The organism is Rhizobium sp. FY34, assembly GCF_005222845.1.
GTDB lineage: Bacteria > Pseudomonadota > Alphaproteobacteria > Rhizobiales > Rhizobiaceae > Neorhizobium.
The window spans coordinates 1-16,116 of record NZ_STFZ01000021.1; the positions used below are offsets into that span (position 1 = coordinate 1).

Here is a 16,116-nt window from a genome sequence, read left to right on the forward strand (position 1 = left end):
GAGCCTGTAAAACGAACCAGAGCTTTGAGGCCATGATCTATATGGCAGCGGCTGTGATCAACTCACGATGAATCCCCACAGACCCTAGAATGGGGCGGATCACGTCCAGCTTCCAATTGTGTTCCGCCAAGCCGCGCTCATCAATCCGAAGGAATTTCGGCTCAATAGGTTCGCGGAAATATTCCTTTACCTTCTGCTGGATTTCAGGCGGGAGGCTGGAAACACGAACAACGTATTGTTTGCCGTCACTGCCGCCATGTTCGGCGCCGATCATGGTCACGTCGATGCGACATCCGTTCCATGCCTTCCCGGCAAGCCCATTCTGAAGGGCTTGCCGGGCTTTTTGGGCCGAAATGCCCGCCGCCGAAGCAAATACGTCACTCGTGATCCAAGGCATCATGTCAGGCGTCCAGCAGCGACTGTTTCACCGGTGGCTTGATGCCAAGTTCTACCGCGATTTTACGGCTCATGCCGTGCCTGCATTGCACTGTGCCCTGAAGAACGGCGTAGACGAGGCGCGGCTTGTAGCCCTTTGCCAATGCCCACTCCTTGATTGTTAGTCCTTCAGCCTCAAAGCGCTGACGCACTTGCTCTTGTATGCTCATACCTCTATCCTCCAATGTGCAAACCGTGTTCGGCTATGGTTAGCAAAATGTAGGATTTGGAAATCAATATGTCAACGTACAGTTCGCAAAATGATTCAAGCTTGGAAATCAATGCTGATGACGTAATTGACCGGCTGAAGCGAGCAGCAGGCGTCGACAGTGATATTGAACTGGCGGAGTCTCTCGGTGTAAATAAATCAACCGTCTCAACATGGAGAAGCCGCAAACGAATTCCCTACCCAGAAGTAGTTCGAGTCGCTTTAGATACGCGACAGAACATAGATTGGATACTAACCGGTAGAGAACGTGAGGAGATGATCCCCGGTGCGTTCGACGGCCCATTTAACGTAAACGTCTTATCCGCCGCGCTTTACGACGTCTGGGAGAGTAAGATTTTTCAGGACGGACAAAACGGCAACGATTGGAGAAAAGCTATCTTCCGCGCCAAGTGGATTATACAGCGCTACAATCAATTCATTTACATCATGGGCGACATGACGAAAGACGGTCGGATGACCGAAAAGGATTTCACTAACTATCTATTCGATATGCTCGGAATTGACGAAAAAGGTGTTCCAACAAGGAAGCCAAATGAGGCAGACGAGTAAGCTCATGATGGCTGTATTTGAGGGTGCGCAAAGGGTTCTCGAAATGGCACATTATGGAACTTAACATCTTCTAATGAAGGCAAGATTACACAACGAAATCAATAAGGTGGGAATTCTATTAGATTCACAAATCCTACTTTTGCACTCACGCCGATTGGGAAACACGAAAATCACGAAATTTCAGTGAGTTGGCGCGCTAAAATCTAATTTAATTTCCGACATCTGGGCGGGCAAAATCTAAAATAATTTCCACGCCTCCACAAGTTCACCGGTTTTTAGGCACTTGCAGAACACATACGGAACATATAGTGTCCATTCTGGATTTGTTTCCTCCATGGGGTGCCCTCGATGCTTACACGCAAACAGCAGGAATTGCTTCTGTTCATTCATGAACGCATGAAGGAATCCGGTGTACCGCCATCCTTCGACGAAATGAAGGATGCGCTTGACCTGGCGTCGAAGTCCGGCATCCATCGGCTGATCACCGCGCTTGAGGAACGTGGCTTTATCCGCCGCCTTCCCAACCGGGCGCGTGCGCTCGAAGTCATCAAGCTGCCGGAATCCTATCAGCCCCCGGCCCCGCGCCGCGGCTTTTCGCCCAGCGTCATTGAGGGCAGCTTGGGCAAGGTTCCGCCCGCCAAACCATCCGCACCGGTGATGGAAGAGGAAACCGGTTCAGCCAGCGTGCCTGTGATGGGACGCATTGCCGCCGGCGTGCCGATCTCCGCCATCCAGAACAACACGCACAATATCAGCGTACCGATCGAGATGCTCGGAACCGGCGAACATTATGCGCTGGAGGTGAAGGGCGATTCGATGATCGAGGCCGGTATTCTGGATGGCGATACGGTGATCATCCGCAATGGCAGTTCGGCAACGCCCGGCGATATCGTGGTGGCGCTGGTGGATGACGAGGAAGCGACGCTGAAACGGTTTCGCCGCAAGGGCGCCTCCATTGCGCTGGAAGCGGCAAACCCGGCCTATGAGACGCGTATTTTCGGCCCGGACCGAGTGAAGATCCAGGGCAAGCTCGTCGGCCTCATTCGCCGCTATCACTGAGGCCTTTCAAACGATGCTGCCGGATTAAGGTTCACATTTCTGATGCCGCGAGAAGCTGGCGTACGGGTTTAGGCACATCTGCATCAAAGGTTCTGTTGCGCCAGTCATAGGTTCTGCTGATGGTCCAGGGACGGTCGGCGCCATAGACAGCGCCACTCGCCTGCCAGTCGCTTTTGTTATGAGATCCGTTGAAGTCTATCTCGACGGTGCCAGTGAGGCGCAGAACCTTGCCGTTCAGCAGCAATGCGCCAGAACGGCAGGTCTCAAATCGGGCGGAGGCGGCAATGACGATATCGGCCACATCGCAGCCAATGCCGGCATACCGCCCATCCTCGATCATCACGATCTTGATGCCCTCTTGGGTTCTGGCAAGGCAGGCGATCTTGATCACGCAGACGAAACGGCCGGCGGGACTGGTGTCGATAAGGGTCTGGAATGCCTTTGCCGCCGTCTTCAGCGCCTCGGGTGACAGCGGCATGCGCTGCGGGTTTGGCGTATCACTCGCTGATGACGCGACGGCTGGAAGCGGGGATGACGCATTGATGGGGCTATTGCTTTGGTCAGGGCCGTTCAGTCCGAAGTCGTCTGGTTGGCGCTGGAGCGGCTGGAGGGTGTTTTCGATGCGCAAGGCATTTTGCCACTGGCGATAGATAAAGTCCGGTGGCTTTCGACGATTGATGGATGCGGTTCGGTCATCAAGGAGGGCAGCCAGCGTTCCATCTTCAAAGATCAGCAGGCTCGGCATTGGCCGTTGCGCCGACCAGACGAACATGCCGATGGCAGCCGCCATGAGTGGAAGTCCAGCAAGCCTGATGCCTGTCTTGAAGATCACCAGGATAAGAAAGCCGCTGACGGCAAGCCCGAGAAAACAGGGATGCGGCCGACCGGTGGGCATTTCGCCACCCCAGCCGGCAACGGTGCGGGCGACCGAAATCACGAGGTCCAGCGCCTGCCCCATCAGTTGGAAAAAGGGAGCATCAAGGCCGAATGGCATCAGCAGCATGCCGGCGAGCCCGCAGGGCATGACGACGAGCGAGATGAGCGGCATGGCGGCAAGATTGGCGACGAGGCCGTAACCAGTCAGTTGGTGGAAGTGGCTGGCCGAAAACATAGCGGTCGAGAGACCACCGATCAGCGATGTCATGGCCGTGCCCGCAACCATTGCCAGGCCGAGGGACAGGAGACCTGAAAGCGGTCCGCCGGTCGGTCGTGGCGCGTGATCCTCTGAGCGGTTGCGATGGCTCATCCAGGCGGCATAGCCGGCCACCAGTGCTGCGGTCGCCGCAAACGACATCTGGAAGCTCGCTCCCAGGAGAGCCGAAGGCGAGACCACGAGAATGACAAGTGCTGCAAGCGCCACATTGTGCAGGCTGATCGAGGGGCGATCGAAGAAAACCGCCAGAAGCATGATCGCCATCATCAGGAAGGCGCGCTCCGCCGAAACGCCAAAGCCCGAAATGAGGTAATAGGCCGTCACCATCACGAGGGCGCCGGCGGCGGCAATCTTCTTGGTGGCGACGCTCTGGGCAAAGACCGGCATCAGACTGAGCAGCGTGCGCACGCCGACAAAGAATATGCCGGCAGCAAGCGCCATATTGAGCCCGGAGATCGCCACGATATGTGCAAGACCCGATAGCCGCAGGGCCTCCAGCGTGTCGCGCGAAATGGCACGGCGCTCATCCGTCACGATGGCGGCGGCAAAGGCGCCAGCATCGCCGGGCACGTTGGAACGGATCCGGTCGCCGATCGCACCACGCAGGGCAAACAACTCGATACGCAGCCTTTGCCACGCCCCGATATCCTCATCCGGTGCAGCGCCCGCAGACGGTGCGCCATAGAAATAGCCGATCGCGCCGATCCCGTCAAAATAGGCCGAAAAGCCGAAATCAGAGAGGCCGGGCAGAGCCGGCCCGGAAGGCGGCGAAAGGCGGGCAAGGCCACTGATCGTCTGCCCCGGCTCCACCGGCGCTCCTCGCCCGCGCGCCAGGACCGCGACTTTTTCCGGCTGGCGTATAAGAATCGGCGCCCGCGTGCCCGTCAGGCGGATCTCGTAGCGCCAACGCCCCTCGCCTGCCGCTTCCCGGCGCTCTACCACGCCGGTCAGACGGGTGGTCACGGGCGTGTCGAGAACCACTGTCGCATGCCGCAGGGTCTCGAATGCCGCAAGCCCCATGCCGGCAAAAACAAGGCCCGACGCCATGAGCAGATGTCCCGCAAGGGAACGACCGCGCCAGCCAAGGGTTAGGCCGGCAAGCAGAAGCGGCAGCGCCATCGCCCCAAGCCAGGCCGGAGGATCGCGTGCCATCGAAAACCAGAACACCACGCCAAGCCCGAGGAAGACAGGTATCAGCAGAAACAGCCGTCCATGCGCCTCTTCCAGCAAAAAAGCACTGATTGTCCGTTCAGCCAGTCGCGTGCCAAAATCCCTGAATGTGCGGCGCCGCAGCTGCTTCGGCTGCGCCAAGCGGGTCAAATCGGCAGGGGTCGAAGATGGCAGAGGCACAAGCGTCGCAGGAGCCCAGGCCGTCGGCGCCTCGGTCGGTCGCGGCGGCAAATGTATACCGAGAGCATCCCCTTGCGACAATTTTCCACCCCTTGTGAATTGCCTGCCGCTCTTAACCGAAAGACAACCTGCACCTGATTATCTGATCGCGTCAATGCCGCTTCCGCCGGCAAGTCTTCGCTTTGGGCCATTGGATCGATTTAATCCAACTGAAGCGGAATTCGGCGTGTCTTAGTCCCGGAAGAACACATTGCATCTCGCTGTTTCGCGCTGCACAATTAGACATGTGGAGCGCTTGGCAGCGCGCTTTAGATCATATAGCTAATTTCAGACGCTTCACTCTTCTGGCGCAGATTGCGCCATTCCGCTCCTCGGAGGATCAGCATGACGGACACAAGCGCACATCTTGGATTGGGAGATAAGACGGTCGACCTTCAGGTCAGGAAGGGAACCATCGGACCGGACGTGATCGATATCGGTGCACTCTACAAGAATACCGGTACCTTCACCTACGATCCGGGGTTCACATCGACGGCGTCCTGCGAATCCAAGATCACTTTCATTGATGGCGACGAAGGCATTCTTCTGCATCGCGGCTATCCGATCGAGCAGTTGGCGGAACACGGCGACTTCCTGGAAACCTGCTATCTGCTGCTTTACGGCGAACTGCCGACGGCTGCCCAGAAGAAGGATTTCGATCACCGCGTCACGCATCACACCATGGTGCATGAGCAGATGAGCCGCTTCTTCACCGGCTTCCGCCGCGATGCGCATCCGATGGCTGTCATGTGCGGCTGCGTCGGCGCACTTTCGGCCTTCTACCACGATTCCACCGACATCACCGATCCGCACCAGCGCATGGTTGCCTCGCTGCGCATGATCGCCAAGATGCCGACGCTCGCTGCCATGGCCTATAAATACCATATCGGCCAGCCCTTCGTGTATCCGCAGAACAATCTGGATTACGCCTCGAACTTCCTGCGCATGTGCTTTGCCGTGCCTTGCGAAGAGTACAAGGTGAACCCGGTTCTGGCGCGTGCCATGGACCGCATCTTCATCCTGCATGCAGACCACGAGCAGAACGCCTCGACCTCCACCGTGCGCCTGGCCGGTTCGTCGGGTGCCAACCCGTTTGCCTGCATCGCGGCCGGCATTGCCTGCCTCTGGGGCCCGGCCCATGGCGGCGCCAATGAAGCGGCTCTCAACATGCTCACCGAGATCGGCTCTGTCGACAAGATCCCGGAATACATCGCCCGCGCCAAGGACAAGAACGATCCGTTCCGCCTGATGGGCTTTGGCCACCGCGTCTACAAGAACTACGATCCGCGTGCCAAGATCATGCAGAAGACGACGCATGAGGTTCTGGCGGAACTCGGCCTCAAGGACGATCCGCTCCTGCAGGTTGCCATGGAACTGGAAAAGATTGCGCTGACGGATGACTACTTCATCGAGAAGAAGCTCTATCCGAACATCGACTTCTATTCCGGCATCACGCTGAAGGCGATGGGCTTCCCCACGACCATGTTCACCGTGCTGTTTGCTCTGGCCCGCACCGTCGGCTGGATCGCCCAGTGGGCCGAAATGATCGAAGATCCGCAGCAGCGCATTGGCCGTCCGCGCCAGCTCTATACGGGCGCTGCCCAGCGCGATTACCTGCCGGTTTCCAAGCGTTGATCGCAGACTGACAGTTCGACACGACACGATAGCCCGCGAGAGTTCCGCGGGCTTTTTTTTTGTTGTGGCTGGCAAGTCGTGGAAGGATGGTGGCATCGATCAGCTTGTGCCAGCCCATGTGGTACAGTCCATCGATCCACTCTCGCCAGAGGCTCAGAATTCCTTTAGAAGCCAGCCAATCTTGAGAGTTTGGAGCGCGCGCCGATGAACACCCCCTGGAACAAACCCGTTGTCGTTCATCTGGGTGAGCCTCCCGTCGAAACCGTCATCGAAACGACACAGGCAGCCGCCTGGGCCATGATCGAGGACTGGCCGATGGAAGATGGCGTGGCGCTTGATCGCGCGCTGGAGGTTTGTGCAGCCGTGGATGCGCGCAAGCGCAAGCCCGAAGATGCCAGGCTTGCCTTTGTTCAAGCGGCCACAGAGGCCGGTATTCTGATACGTGCCTGAGATGAATTGGGCGGTGATCGACATTTCTGTCCGAACAGTGCGGACGATGGGTCAACTCGCAGAGCCACCCAGCTCTAAGCAGAGAAAACAGCAAATCATCAGGCTCTTGACTCCGACGACCGAAATCAGTGCCAGCACCTGGCTTGGGACAATCCGCGTCCAGATCCGTTTACGGCCGCTCCTGTAGGAAATAACCAGGATGCTAGTGCTTGCATCATACTGCGCACACATGATGCGCCGTCCAAAAAGGTAAAAATTCTGCTTTCCGTCAGTCATCGGACGCCACTGGTTCTTCGATGAACCATCTACGCACAACCTTCGTGCCGCTGCAACCTTTGCTGATCGATCACCGACATAGTGACGATAAATAAGTGTATCTATGCGGGAAAGTGAACTTAATATGCCATAGCGCCGTAAGTTCCTACCGGCCCAGGACGGACAGAAACGAAAGGATGAAAATCAAAAAAATAAAAATTTAAGTCGTGCTTTGGCGACCCCTGCAGGACTCGAACCTGCGACCTACTGCTTAGAAGGCAGTTGCTCTATCCAGTTGAGCTAAGGGGCCTGAAGCCGCCGGCCGATATACGCTCAATGCGTCCAGGGCTGGTTGCGATTGAATTTGAAATTGTCAGTGTAGGAAACGACCTGGCGTGCGGCTTCCTTCGGCGCAATCACACGGAATTCGAGACCCTTGCGCTCGGCATAGGACTGAGCCTGCTCCAGCGTTTCGAAGGTGAGCTTCACCTGCTGGTTCATATCGGAGGAGGAAGTGTATCCCAGCACGGGATCGATACTGCGCGGCACTTCCTGGTCGAATTCCAGGACCCAGAGATGCGTCTTGGCCTTGCCGGACTGCATGGCAGTTTTCGCAGGACGATAGATTTTTGCCGTCATTCCCAGTAACGCTCCTTCGCGCTCCATAAAGCCTGATACCATTTCCGTATCAGCCTACCATTTTTTCTGCGAGGAAGCACCAGTCTCGTCGAAACGTGGCCTGCCTACAGACCGATCCCGCAAGTCGCGGCACCGACAAGCGACGATGGTCGGAGTGGAGAGATTCGAACTCCCGACCCTCTGGTCCCAAACCAGATGCGCTACCAGGCTGCGCTACACTCCGTTCCAACGGTGAGATGGCAGATACACGGTTCATGCCATGCCTGCAACTGCAAATCTCACGCAGTGCACAAGTTGGCATGCCTATTCACTTGGTATTGCCGATTTGCCGGCTCAACACCCTATCGCCAACAGCGATATTGCGCCTTGCCGCCTCGCCGCCATTCAGCTCCAGTACGAATTTGACCGGGCCTTCCGACGAAATGATTGCCTCCGAATGCGGCACAGCGCCCGCATGGATGTGACGGATCGTGCCGTCTTCGCCGATAAACAGCATATCCAGCGGAATCAGCGTGTTGCGCATCCACATCGAAATCTCGCGGGCTTCATCGAAATCAAACAGCATGCCGGCATCCGGCTCCATTTTTTCGCGAAACATCAGGCCCTGCTGCCGCTGGCCGCTGTCCAGAGCCAGTTCCACCGTAAAGGCGTAGCGCTGCCCAGCCTTCGTCTCGATGGTGAGCGGCTGTTTATCGAATCGCAGCTGCGCATGTGTTTCGGCTGAAAAGGACAGTGTCAGAATCATAGCCAAAAACAGAAAGAGCGCCCGTGTGGCGCTCTTTCCCAGTGTCGAAATAGTCCGTGTCAAACCACGCATATCACACCACTCATTCTCAAAACACGTCAGATCATCAATGCGCCCGTGGCAGGGTAACTGGACCGTCTGGATGCACTTCGGCGGCCATCAGGCCCTTGTCGCCCGGTCCAAAACGCACCAGCACCACCTGGCCGGGGCGCAGCTCCGTCAAGCCGAAGCGACGCAGCGTTTCCATATGGATAAAAATGTCCTCGGTGCCTTCGCCGCGCGTCAGGAAGCCAAAACCCTTGGTGCGATTGAACCATTTGACGAGCGCCCGCTCAAGCCCGCTTGTCGCGGTGACCTGCACATGCGTGCGCACCGGCGGCAGCTGCGATGGATGTACCGCGGTCGATTGGTCCATGGAGAGAATTCGAAATGCCTGGTAGCCACGATCGCGTCTCTGGATCAGCGCCACGATGCGCGTTCCCTCCAGAATGGTCTGGTATCCGTCACGACGCAGGCAGGTCACATGCAGAAGAACATCCTGCATGCCATTATCGGGCACGATGAAACCAAACCCCTTGGCCACATCGAACCACTTGACCACACCAGTGATCTCAATGAGCTCAACCGGTTCACCGGCAAGTTCCTCAAAACTTGCAACGCCCTTCGATGACATTCTGTCCGCCATTCTGTCAGCCCCTGGTCTACGCGTCACGGTGGTACGGTTAACTGATTCTTAGAGGATATGTTAACATTGCGCGGTTCGTCCAGCGCAAGTCCCCGTGTCGGCTTTATCCCGTCCTTTATAGTATAAGCTGCTTGCCTGAGGCTGGCGTCGCCCCATATCTCTCAACCGCCAAAGCTCACGCACGCAACAGCCAGAAGGAAGACAATTCATGCGCTATCTGCACACCATGGTCCGCATCAAGGATCTCGATGCCTCGCTGGACTTTTACACCCGGATCTTCGGGCTCACGGAAGTTCGTCGCATCGAAAACGACAAGGGTCGCTTCACGCTGATCTTTCTGGCGGCGGCCCAAGACGTGGCGTCGGGCACGGAGCTCAAGGCACCGCTTCTGGAGCTTACCTATAACTGGGATAGCGAAGACTATAGCAGCGGGCGCAATTTCGGCCATCTCGCCTATGAAGTCGACAACATTTATGCCTTCTGCCAGGACCTGATGGACAAGGGCGTCACCATCAACCGCCCGCCGCGCGATGGCTATATGGCCTTCGTCAAGTCGCCGGACGGCATTTCGATCGAGCTGCTGCAAAAGGGCGAGGCCCTGGCACCCGCCGAGCCCTGGACGTCGATGCCGAACACAGGCAGCTGGTAACATTCAACGAAAGCTTGGTGCGGCAATGGCCGCGCCAAGCCTCACGCAGGCTTTCTCGGGCATCCTGTCCGTCAGCAGATGGAAACAGGAAATCGCACGCCCATGCCGCGCAGGATCAAAACCCTCATCACATCCACAGGTTTTCGCACTCAGCCTGCCGCCTGCCGCCTGTTGACGACAACAGCCCTTATTGCAGCAGGTCTCTCCCTGTCCGGTTGCGTGAGCCTGCTTTCCAAGGAAGCGCGCACCAAGGACGACACGGCAAGTATCGCGGTGGCGGATGCGGCAGATCCGGTGGCCAAGCCTGAAAAAGCACAGACCGTCGGCGTGCGCCTGATGGAGGGATCGGCACGCGCCGGTCTTTATGTCGATCCTATGCTGACGTCTGCGGGTAAAACGGCGCCGCCAGCGCAAACACAGGCCCACCCCCCGATCACGGCCCGCGCCACATCTCCTCGTCCCAAACAGCAGCCCGGCCCCTCGCCTGCACCCGAAGCTGCTCAAGCGGCCAATCTCGGCGAACTCGTAACCCAGCCGACAGCCGTGCAGGCCGGCCAAAACAGCATTTATGCGCTGGCCAATGCGAAGGTGGCTGAAGCCAATGGCGTGTCGTCCTATGCGCCGATGCGCAACATCAACCCGATTGCCGGCAGCGTCTTCACCATGCGCACCGCTCCGTCCAGCGAAGCCGCTCCAGCACCGGCTGCGGGCGGCACGGATGGCCTCTGGTAGGTCATTTGCGCCCTCACCCGCACAAGGTTCATCATGTTAACACTCTGATAAGCTGAAGGATTTCCCTGTCCACAGGGTTTATCCACGCAAACGGACTTTTTTCGTGCGCAGAAGCAAAAAGACACTTGCACCGATCAGATACCGCCCATATAAGGGCGCCACCACGAAGCGCACGCGCCCTTCGTCTATCGGTTAGGACACCAGATTTTCATTCTGGGAAGAGGGGTTCGACTCCCCTAGGGCGTGCCACTTCTGACCTCTGTTTCCCTATAAAATCAAAATTTTATCTCGCCGGTCGGACTGTTGTCCGAGGCGTTTTTGGCGCTTCCTCGAAGCCGAAAAATTTCCCGCATTCATCGCGGAAAACTGCATTTTGACGCTTGCATGACAAACGCCTCCCCCCTATAAGGGCGCCACCACGAAGCGCACGCGCCCTTCGTCTATCGGTTAGGACACCAGATTTTCATTCTGGGAAGAGGGGTTCGACTCCCCTAGGGCGTGCCACTTCTGGTTTCCACTTAGATTTAGGATGAAATGACAGCGGCTTGGCCGGCCTGTTGGTATTCTCACATGGCGCGTGCCGCATCCAATATACGCAATTGCACGCGCCGGCTTCCCTGCCAGTGATCAGCGCCGAGGCACCCCGCCACATGCAGCGTGCTGCCGCGCGAGGATAGAAGTAACTGTCCGAGCGGTGTTTCGGCTGCGCGAAAGGCAATGCCCTCCAAACGGCTGCCATCCATGCCCTGCAGAGTCACCTTCACATGTGCCGTGCCGATCAGGCGCGAATCGACGATCCGGTGCGCCGGAATGGCAAAGACGGGCTGGCTATGGCCTGAGCCATAGGGGCCTGCCTGCTCCATTTGGTCGATAAGCGCCAGCGTTGCACCGGAGGCTGCCAGCGCTCCATCGATCTTCAGCACATGATTGGCGACAAGATCAGGAATCACCGATTGCGCGGTGGCCTCGAAATGCGCCCGCAAGCCACCCAGTTTTGAACGCTCCACGGTGAGGCCTGCTGCCATGGCATGGCCGCCGCCCTTGACCAGAAGTCCGGCATCAACCGCGCCGCGCACCATCTTGCCGATATCGAAACCGGGGATCGAGCGTCCAGAGCCTGCCCCCTTGCCGGAAGGATCAAAGGCAATGGCAAAGGCTGGCCGCTTGAACTTCTCCTTCAGGCGCGCCGCAAGCAGCCCGACAATGCCCGGATGCCAGCTGTCACGCGCCGTGACGATCACGGTGGCATTCTCGCCATCGCCATATTCGGCAATCACCTCGGCCTCGGCCTCGGCCAGCATCACGGCCTCCATGGCCTGGCGCTCACGGTTGAGATCATCCAGCCGTGCGGCAATTTCATCGGCTTCCGGTGCCTCGTCCATGGTCAAAAGACGGCTTCCGAGCGCCGCATCGCCAATGCGGCCGCCGGCATTGATGCGCGGGCCGATCAGGAAGCCGAGATGATAGGGCGTCACAGGTCCGCCAAGGCCCGCCTTGCGAAACAGGGCCGCCAAACCCGCATTGCCCATATGCCGCGCCGTCATCATCCCCTTGACCACATAGGCGCGGTTCAGCCCCCTCAGCGGCACCACATCGCAGACGGTGGCAAGAGCGACAAGATCCAGCCAGGCCAAAAGATCGAGACTGCGGGCGCGTGCATCGCCGCGCTCGCGCAGCAGCCGGGCAGTGGCCACCAGCACCAGGAACACGACACCCGCCGCGCAGAGATGCCCCTGCCCCGACAGATCATCATTGCGGTTGGGATTGACGAGCGCCACGCAGGGCGGCAGCTGCGGACCCATCTGGTGGTGGTCGATCACCACGACGTCGCATTTTTCAGCCGCCGCAGCCTCCAGCGACTCATGGCTTGTAGAGCCGCAATCGACGGTGACTATCAATTGTGCGCCGCCGGCAATCAACTGGCGCATGGCATTGGGGTTCGGGCCATAACCCTCAAAGATCCGGTCGGGAATATAGATCTCGGCCTTGATGCCGAAATGCGCCAGAAACCGCCATAAAAGCGCTGAGGATGCCGCTCCGTCCACGTCGTAATCGCCGAAGATCGCAACTTTCTCACCGCGCGCCACGGCATCCGCCAGACGCGTCGCTGCCTTGTCGCAGTCCGACAGGGTGAATGGTTCGGGCATCAGGCTGCGCAGGGTCGGATCGAGAAAGGCCGGCGCTTCATCGACGCCCACGCCACGCCCGGCTAGCACACGGGCGATCAATTCCGGCAGGCCGTGGATCTGCGCCATGGCCAGAGCGCGGTTCTGCGCCCCCTGGTCAAGACGCGACAGCCAGCGCTGCCCGCTGGCAGAACGCTCGACTCCGAGAAAGGGACGCACGACGGGATCGACGGGTTCAGTCATGATGCTCATATCGCTGGCCGCAAAACATGGCCGCTTCTAAAGCATGGTGGCTGAAATCCCAAGCACCGTTCCTCTTTCTGGCGTGACGGATGAATGATCCTACAGAATCACGTAGATGGCCGAGGCAGCCAGACCGAGGGGCCAGACGGTAAGGGCCAATGCGATGCCCCAGTTCTGCTCACCCTCCGTCTCGGATGATGGCTCACCCGGTATTTCCCGTCGGCGGGCGGCCATGGGTTCGGTTTCCGGCGTCACCACCGGCAGTCCGGGCATGCCAAGAACATGTCTCTGTCTGAAATGAAGAATGGACATCGCGTTGCGCCTCCCACGCCCGTGAACCATTCCTAATATATATAGAACATAATGTGATTCTGCGCCAGATCCGGCCTATCGGAAGGTCAACAAAACACAAAAGCCGCCCCGAAGGACGGCTTCCAGATATTCAGCTCAAAACAGAGTGCTTCAGAATGCCTTGGGACGCTCGATGCGGATTACCTGCGGCTCGCTTGCCAGATAGCTTTCCGCCTTGATGCCGGCAACGGCCTTGCGCACCGAATCCTCGGTGGTCGCATGGGTCACGAGAATAATCGTCTTGGCGTCGCTGGCTGCACCGCCATTGGCTCTCTGAACGATCGATTCGAGCGAAATCCCGTTCTGCGCCATCTGGGTTGCCACATTGGCAAATACGCCAGCGCGGTCCGAGACCGTCAGGCGGATGAAATAACCGCCTTCATGGCTTTGCATCTGTGCCTTGCGATAGGGGGCAAGGCTCGCGGCGGGCACGCCAAGCACGGGCACGCGCTGGGCGCCGGGGCGGCTCTTGGCAATGTCGGCAATGTCGCCAAGCACGGCGGAGGCAGTGGCATTGCCGCCGGCGCCGGGGCCAACCATCAGCAATTCGCCGAGGATATCCGATTCGATGGCCACGGCATTGGTCACGCCATCGACCTGCGCAATCACCGAATCATGCGGCACCATTGTCGGGTGCACGCGCTGCTCGATACCTGTCTCGGTGCGTTGGGCGACGCCGAGCAGCTTGATCCGGTAGCCGAGATCGGCGGCGGCATGGATGTCATCGATCGAAATGTTCGAGATGCCCTCGAGATAGATTTCGTCGGCAGCGATCTGCGTGCCGAAGGCAAGCGTCGTCAAAATGGCAAGCTTATGGGCGGTATCATTGCCTTCGATGTCGAAACTCGGATCGGCCTCGGCATAGCCCAGCCGCTGCGCTTCCTTCAGGCAGGCCTCGAAGGTCAGCCCCTCCTTCTCCATGCGGGTCAGGATGTAATTGCAGGTGCCGTTCATGATGCCATAGACGCGGCTGACCGAATTGCCGGTGAGCGATTCGCGCAGCGCCTTGATCACGGGAATACCGCCGGCCACAGCGGCTTCAAAATTCAGGAGCACGCTCTTTTCTTCGGCAATCGTGGCCAGTTCCACGCCGCAGCGCGCCAGAAGCGCCTTGTTGGCGGTTACCACATGCAGGCCACGGGCGAGAGCTGCCCGCACGGAACGGTCTGCCGCGCCTTCGGCACCGCCGATCAACTCGACAAATACGTCGATATTGGCATTTTCGGCCATCTCTTCCGGCGTGTCGAACCAGGTGGCCGAAGAGACGTCCACGCCACGGTCCCTGTTGCGGTCGCGCGCGCTGACGGCGGAAATCACGATTGGACGACCGCAGGTCACCGCCAGTTCATTTGCCCGTGTTTGGAGGATACGCGCCAGTGATGCGCCAACGGTGCCCAGACCCGCAATACCGATTTTGAGGGCGTCTGCCATGCTGATGTTCCTGATTGTCGAAGAATGGGCGGCCATGCGGACCGCCCGATCACAAGGTGGGTCTCAACGGTGGGCGTTGAGCGGAATGACGTTGTGCATGGTCTCGTCGGCGGTCGAGAGAAACTTCTTGATGCTGCGGGCGGCCTGGCGAATGCGGTGCTCGTTCTCGACCAGCGCAATGCGCACATAGTCATCGCCATGTTCGCCAAAGCCGATGCCCGGCGCGACCGCCACGTCAGCCTTCTCGATCAAGAGCTTGGAGAATTCCAGCGAACCGAGCGGCCGGAACTTTTCCGGCACCGGCACCCAGGCAAACATCGAGGCGGCCGGCGGCGGCACATCCCAGCCGGCACGGCCAAAGCTTTCCACCATCACGTCACGGCGACGCTTATAGGTCTGACGCACTTCATCAATGTGCAACTCGATATCAGGATCATTCAACGCGGCAGCTGCAGCCACCTGAATCGGCGTGAACGCACCATAGTCGAGATAGGATTTCACCCGCGTCAGCGCCGAGATCAGCCGGTCATTGCCGACCGCAAAGCCCATGCGCCAGCCGGCCATGGAAAATGTCTTCGACATCGAGGTGAACTCGACCGCGACATCCATGGCACCCGGCACCTGAAGGATCGACGGGGTTGGCTTGCCGTCGAAATAGATTTCCGAATAGGCAAGGTCGGACAAAACGAAGATTCCATGCTTCTTCGCAAAGGCCACGACATCCTTGTAGAAATCCAACTCGACGACAGTTGCCGTCGGATTCGACGGATAGCAAAGGATCATCGCGATCGGCTTGGGGATCGAATGGGCGACAGCGCGTTCCAGCGCGCGGAAAAATTCGGCATCCGGCTCGACCGGGATTGAGCGTATAACGCCACCCACCATCAGGAAGCCGAAGGCATGGATCGGATAGGACGGATTGGGGCACAGAACCACATCACCGGGGGCGGTGATGGCCTGGGCCATATTGGCAAAGCCTTCCTTGGAACCGAGCGTCGCCACGACCTGGGTATCCGGGTTCAGCTTCACGCCGAATCGACGCGCATAATAGGTTGCCTGGGCGCGGCGTAGGCCGGGAATGCCCTTGGAGGAGGAATAGCCGTGCGTATCCGGCCGCTGCACGGTCTCCACCAGCTTGTCGACGATGAATTTGTTGGTCGGCAGGTCCGGATTGCCCATGCCCAAATCGACGATGTCGGCACCGCCCGCTCGCGCGCTGGCCTTCAAACGGTTAACCTGTTCGAAGACATAGGGCGGCAATCTGCGGACCTTGTGAAACTCTTCCATCGCGAACCTCGTTGGGCATTGAGAACAGCCCGTGGTGGCGGTCAGACACACCTCGGCACGGCAGTTGCTTTGCT

16 protein-coding genes and 4 tRNA genes are annotated in these 16,116 nt (G+C 58.6%); 8 read left to right on the forward strand and 12 right to left on the reverse strand.

Annotation, left to right across the window (positions count from 1 at the left end):
* Positions 1–37: 37 nt before the first annotated feature.
* Positions 38–400 carry a hypothetical protein gene (locus E8M77_RS16835; protein ID WP_137131803.1) on the reverse strand — a complete coding sequence of 121 codons (363 nt, stop codon included), beginning with the start codon at positions 398–400 and terminating at the stop codon, positions 38–40.
* A 1-nt stretch (position 401) separates the two neighbouring features.
* A complete protein-coding gene (locus E8M77_RS16840) occupies positions 402–605 on the reverse strand; it encodes a DNA-binding protein (RefSeq protein WP_137131804.1) in 204 nt (67 codons plus the stop codon).
* Positions 606–706: 101 nt separating this feature from the next.
* On the opposite strand from E8M77_RS16840, the gene E8M77_RS16845 reads away from it, so the two are divergent.
* Both E8M77_RS16845 and lexA read left to right on the forward strand, forming a co-directional pair.
* Positions 707–1,213 carry a helix-turn-helix transcriptional regulator gene (locus E8M77_RS16845; RefSeq protein WP_170975913.1) on the forward strand — a complete coding sequence of 169 codons (507 nt, stop codon included), beginning with the start codon at positions 707–709 and terminating at the stop codon, positions 1,211–1,213.
* Positions 1,214–1,561: 348 nt separating this feature from the next.
* On the forward strand, positions 1,562–2,272 hold the full coding sequence (gene lexA / locus E8M77_RS16850) for a transcriptional repressor LexA (RefSeq protein WP_137131806.1): 711 nt from the start codon (positions 1,562–1,564) through the stop codon (positions 2,270–2,272).
* 31 nt (positions 2,273–2,303) lie between these two features.
* Here the strand turns inward: lexA and E8M77_RS16855 are convergent, their stop codons facing one another.
* Complete coding sequence (locus E8M77_RS16855; RefSeq protein ID WP_246659303.1) at positions 2,304–4,736, reverse strand: ComEC/Rec2 family competence protein; 2,433 nt, start codon at positions 4,734–4,736, stop codon at positions 2,304–2,306.
* 423 nt (positions 4,737–5,159) lie between these two features.
* On the opposite strand from E8M77_RS16855, the gene gltA reads away from it, so the two are divergent.
* Positions 5,160–6,449, forward strand: a complete 1,290-nt coding sequence (gene gltA, locus E8M77_RS16860; RefSeq protein ID WP_137131807.1) for a citrate synthase — start codon at positions 5,160–5,162, stop codon at positions 6,447–6,449.
* 204 nt (positions 6,450–6,653) lie between these two features.
* The gene (locus E8M77_RS16865; protein ID WP_137131808.1) at positions 6,654–6,899 is read left to right on the forward strand and encodes a DUF982 domain-containing protein; all 246 of its coding nucleotides are present in this window, start codon (positions 6,654–6,656) and stop codon (positions 6,897–6,899) included.
* A gap of 488 nt (positions 6,900–7,387) precedes the next feature.
* Here E8M77_RS16865 and E8M77_RS16870 read toward each other — a convergent pair.
* From E8M77_RS16870 to E8M77_RS16890, 5 genes are all read right to left on the reverse strand, one after another.
* Positions 7,388–7,464, reverse strand: a tRNA-Arg gene (locus E8M77_RS16870).
* 23 nt (positions 7,465–7,487) lie between these two features.
* A complete protein-coding gene (locus E8M77_RS16875) occupies positions 7,488–7,793 on the reverse strand; it encodes an ETC complex I subunit (protein WP_137131809.1) in 306 nt (101 codons plus the stop codon).
* A 146-nt stretch (positions 7,794–7,939) separates the two neighbouring features.
* Positions 7,940–8,016 (reverse strand) — tRNA-Pro (locus E8M77_RS16880).
* An 84-nt stretch (positions 8,017–8,100) separates the two neighbouring features.
* On the reverse strand, positions 8,101–8,538 hold the full coding sequence (locus tag E8M77_RS16885; RefSeq protein ID WP_137131982.1) for a DUF192 domain-containing protein: 438 nt from the start codon (positions 8,536–8,538) through the stop codon (positions 8,101–8,103).
* A 106-nt stretch (positions 8,539–8,644) separates the two neighbouring features.
* Positions 8,645–9,223 (reverse strand): cold-shock protein, encoded by a 579-nt coding sequence (locus E8M77_RS16890; protein ID WP_137131810.1) that lies wholly within the window; start codon positions 9,221–9,223, stop codon positions 8,645–8,647.
* Positions 9,224–9,431: 208 nt separating this feature from the next.
* Here E8M77_RS16890 and E8M77_RS16895 point away from each other — a divergent pair, with 208 nt between their 5' ends.
* From E8M77_RS16895 to E8M77_RS16910, 4 genes are all read left to right on the forward strand, one after another.
* Positions 9,432–9,872 (forward strand): VOC family protein, encoded by a 441-nt coding sequence (locus E8M77_RS16895; RefSeq protein WP_137131811.1) that lies wholly within the window; start codon positions 9,432–9,434, stop codon positions 9,870–9,872.
* A 102-nt stretch (positions 9,873–9,974) separates the two neighbouring features.
* Entirely contained in the window at positions 9,975–10,604 is a 630-nt protein-coding gene (locus E8M77_RS16900; protein ID WP_137131812.1) for a hypothetical protein, read from the forward strand.
* A 174-nt stretch (positions 10,605–10,778) separates the two neighbouring features.
* Positions 10,779–10,853: transfer RNA gene (locus tag E8M77_RS16905), tRNA-Glu, on the forward strand.
* A gap of 180 nt (positions 10,854–11,033) precedes the next feature.
* Positions 11,034–11,108, forward strand: a tRNA-Glu gene (locus E8M77_RS16910).
* A gap of 62 nt (positions 11,109–11,170) precedes the next feature.
* Here the strand turns inward: E8M77_RS16910 and recJ are convergent.
* From recJ to E8M77_RS16925, 4 genes are all read right to left on the reverse strand, one after another.
* Complete coding sequence (gene recJ, locus E8M77_RS16915) at positions 11,171–12,973, reverse strand: single-stranded-DNA-specific exonuclease RecJ (RefSeq protein WP_137131983.1); 1,803 nt, start codon at positions 12,971–12,973, stop codon at positions 11,171–11,173.
* A 99-nt stretch (positions 12,974–13,072) separates the two neighbouring features.
* Entirely contained in the window at positions 13,073–13,246 is a 174-nt protein-coding gene (locus tag E8M77_RS23925) for a hypothetical protein (RefSeq protein ID WP_170975915.1), read from the reverse strand.
* A 189-nt stretch (positions 13,247–13,435) separates the two neighbouring features.
* The gene (locus tag E8M77_RS16920; protein ID WP_137131813.1) at positions 13,436–14,755 is read right to left on the reverse strand and encodes a homoserine dehydrogenase; all 1,320 of its coding nucleotides are present in this window, start codon (positions 14,753–14,755) and stop codon (positions 13,436–13,438) included.
* Positions 14,756–14,818: 63 nt separating this feature from the next.
* Positions 14,819–16,042, reverse strand: coding sequence for an LL-diaminopimelate aminotransferase (locus E8M77_RS16925; RefSeq protein ID WP_137131814.1), 1,224 nt, complete (start codon positions 16,040–16,042; stop codon positions 14,819–14,821).
* Between the last annotated feature and the right edge of the window lie 74 nt (positions 16,043–16,116).

Excerpts from the sequence above, each read along its gene's own strand:
- E8M77_RS16835 (WP_137131803.1), bottom strand. The coding sequence starts at position 400 with ATGATGCCTTGGATCACGAGTGACGTATTTGCTTCGGCGGCGGGCATT.
- recJ (WP_137131983.1), bottom strand. The coding sequence starts at position 12,973 with ATGACTGAACCCGTCGATCCCGTCGTGCGTCCCTTTCTCGGAGTCGAG.
- E8M77_RS16900 (WP_137131812.1), top strand. The coding sequence starts at position 9,975 with ATGCCGCGCAGGATCAAAACCCTCATCACATCCACAGGTTTTCGCACT.
- E8M77_RS16895 (WP_137131811.1), top strand. The coding sequence starts at position 9,432 with ATGCGCTATCTGCACACCATGGTCCGCATCAAGGATCTCGATGCCTCG.
- E8M77_RS16865 (WP_137131808.1), top strand. The coding sequence starts at position 6,654 with ATGAACACCCCCTGGAACAAACCCGTTGTCGTTCATCTGGGTGAGCCT.
- gltA (WP_137131807.1), top strand. The coding sequence starts at position 5,160 with ATGACGGACACAAGCGCACATCTTGGATTGGGAGATAAGACGGTCGAC.
- E8M77_RS16875 (WP_137131809.1), bottom strand. The coding sequence starts at position 7,793 with ATGACGGCAAAAATCTATCGTCCTGCGAAAACTGCCATGCAGTCCGGC.
- lexA (WP_137131806.1), top strand. The coding sequence starts at position 1,562 with ATGCTTACACGCAAACAGCAGGAATTGCTTCTGTTCATTCATGAACGC.
- E8M77_RS16885 (WP_137131982.1), bottom strand. The coding sequence starts at position 8,538 with ATGATTCTGACACTGTCCTTTTCAGCCGAAACACATGCGCAGCTGCGA.
- E8M77_RS16890 (WP_137131810.1), bottom strand. The coding sequence starts at position 9,223 with ATGGCGGACAGAATGTCATCGAAGGGCGTTGCAAGTTTTGAGGAACTT.
- E8M77_RS23925 (WP_170975915.1), bottom strand. The coding sequence starts at position 13,246 with ATGCCCGGACTGCCGGTGGTGACGCCGGAAACCGAACCCATGGCCGCC.
- E8M77_RS16925 (WP_137131814.1), bottom strand. The coding sequence starts at position 16,042 with ATGGAAGAGTTTCACAAGGTCCGCAGATTGCCGCCCTATGTCTTCGAA.
- E8M77_RS16840 (WP_137131804.1), bottom strand. The coding sequence starts at position 605 with ATGAGCATACAAGAGCAAGTGCGTCAGCGCTTTGAGGCTGAAGGACTA.
- E8M77_RS16920 (WP_137131813.1), bottom strand. The coding sequence starts at position 14,755 with ATGGCAGACGCCCTCAAAATCGGTATTGCGGGTCTGGGCACCGTTGGC.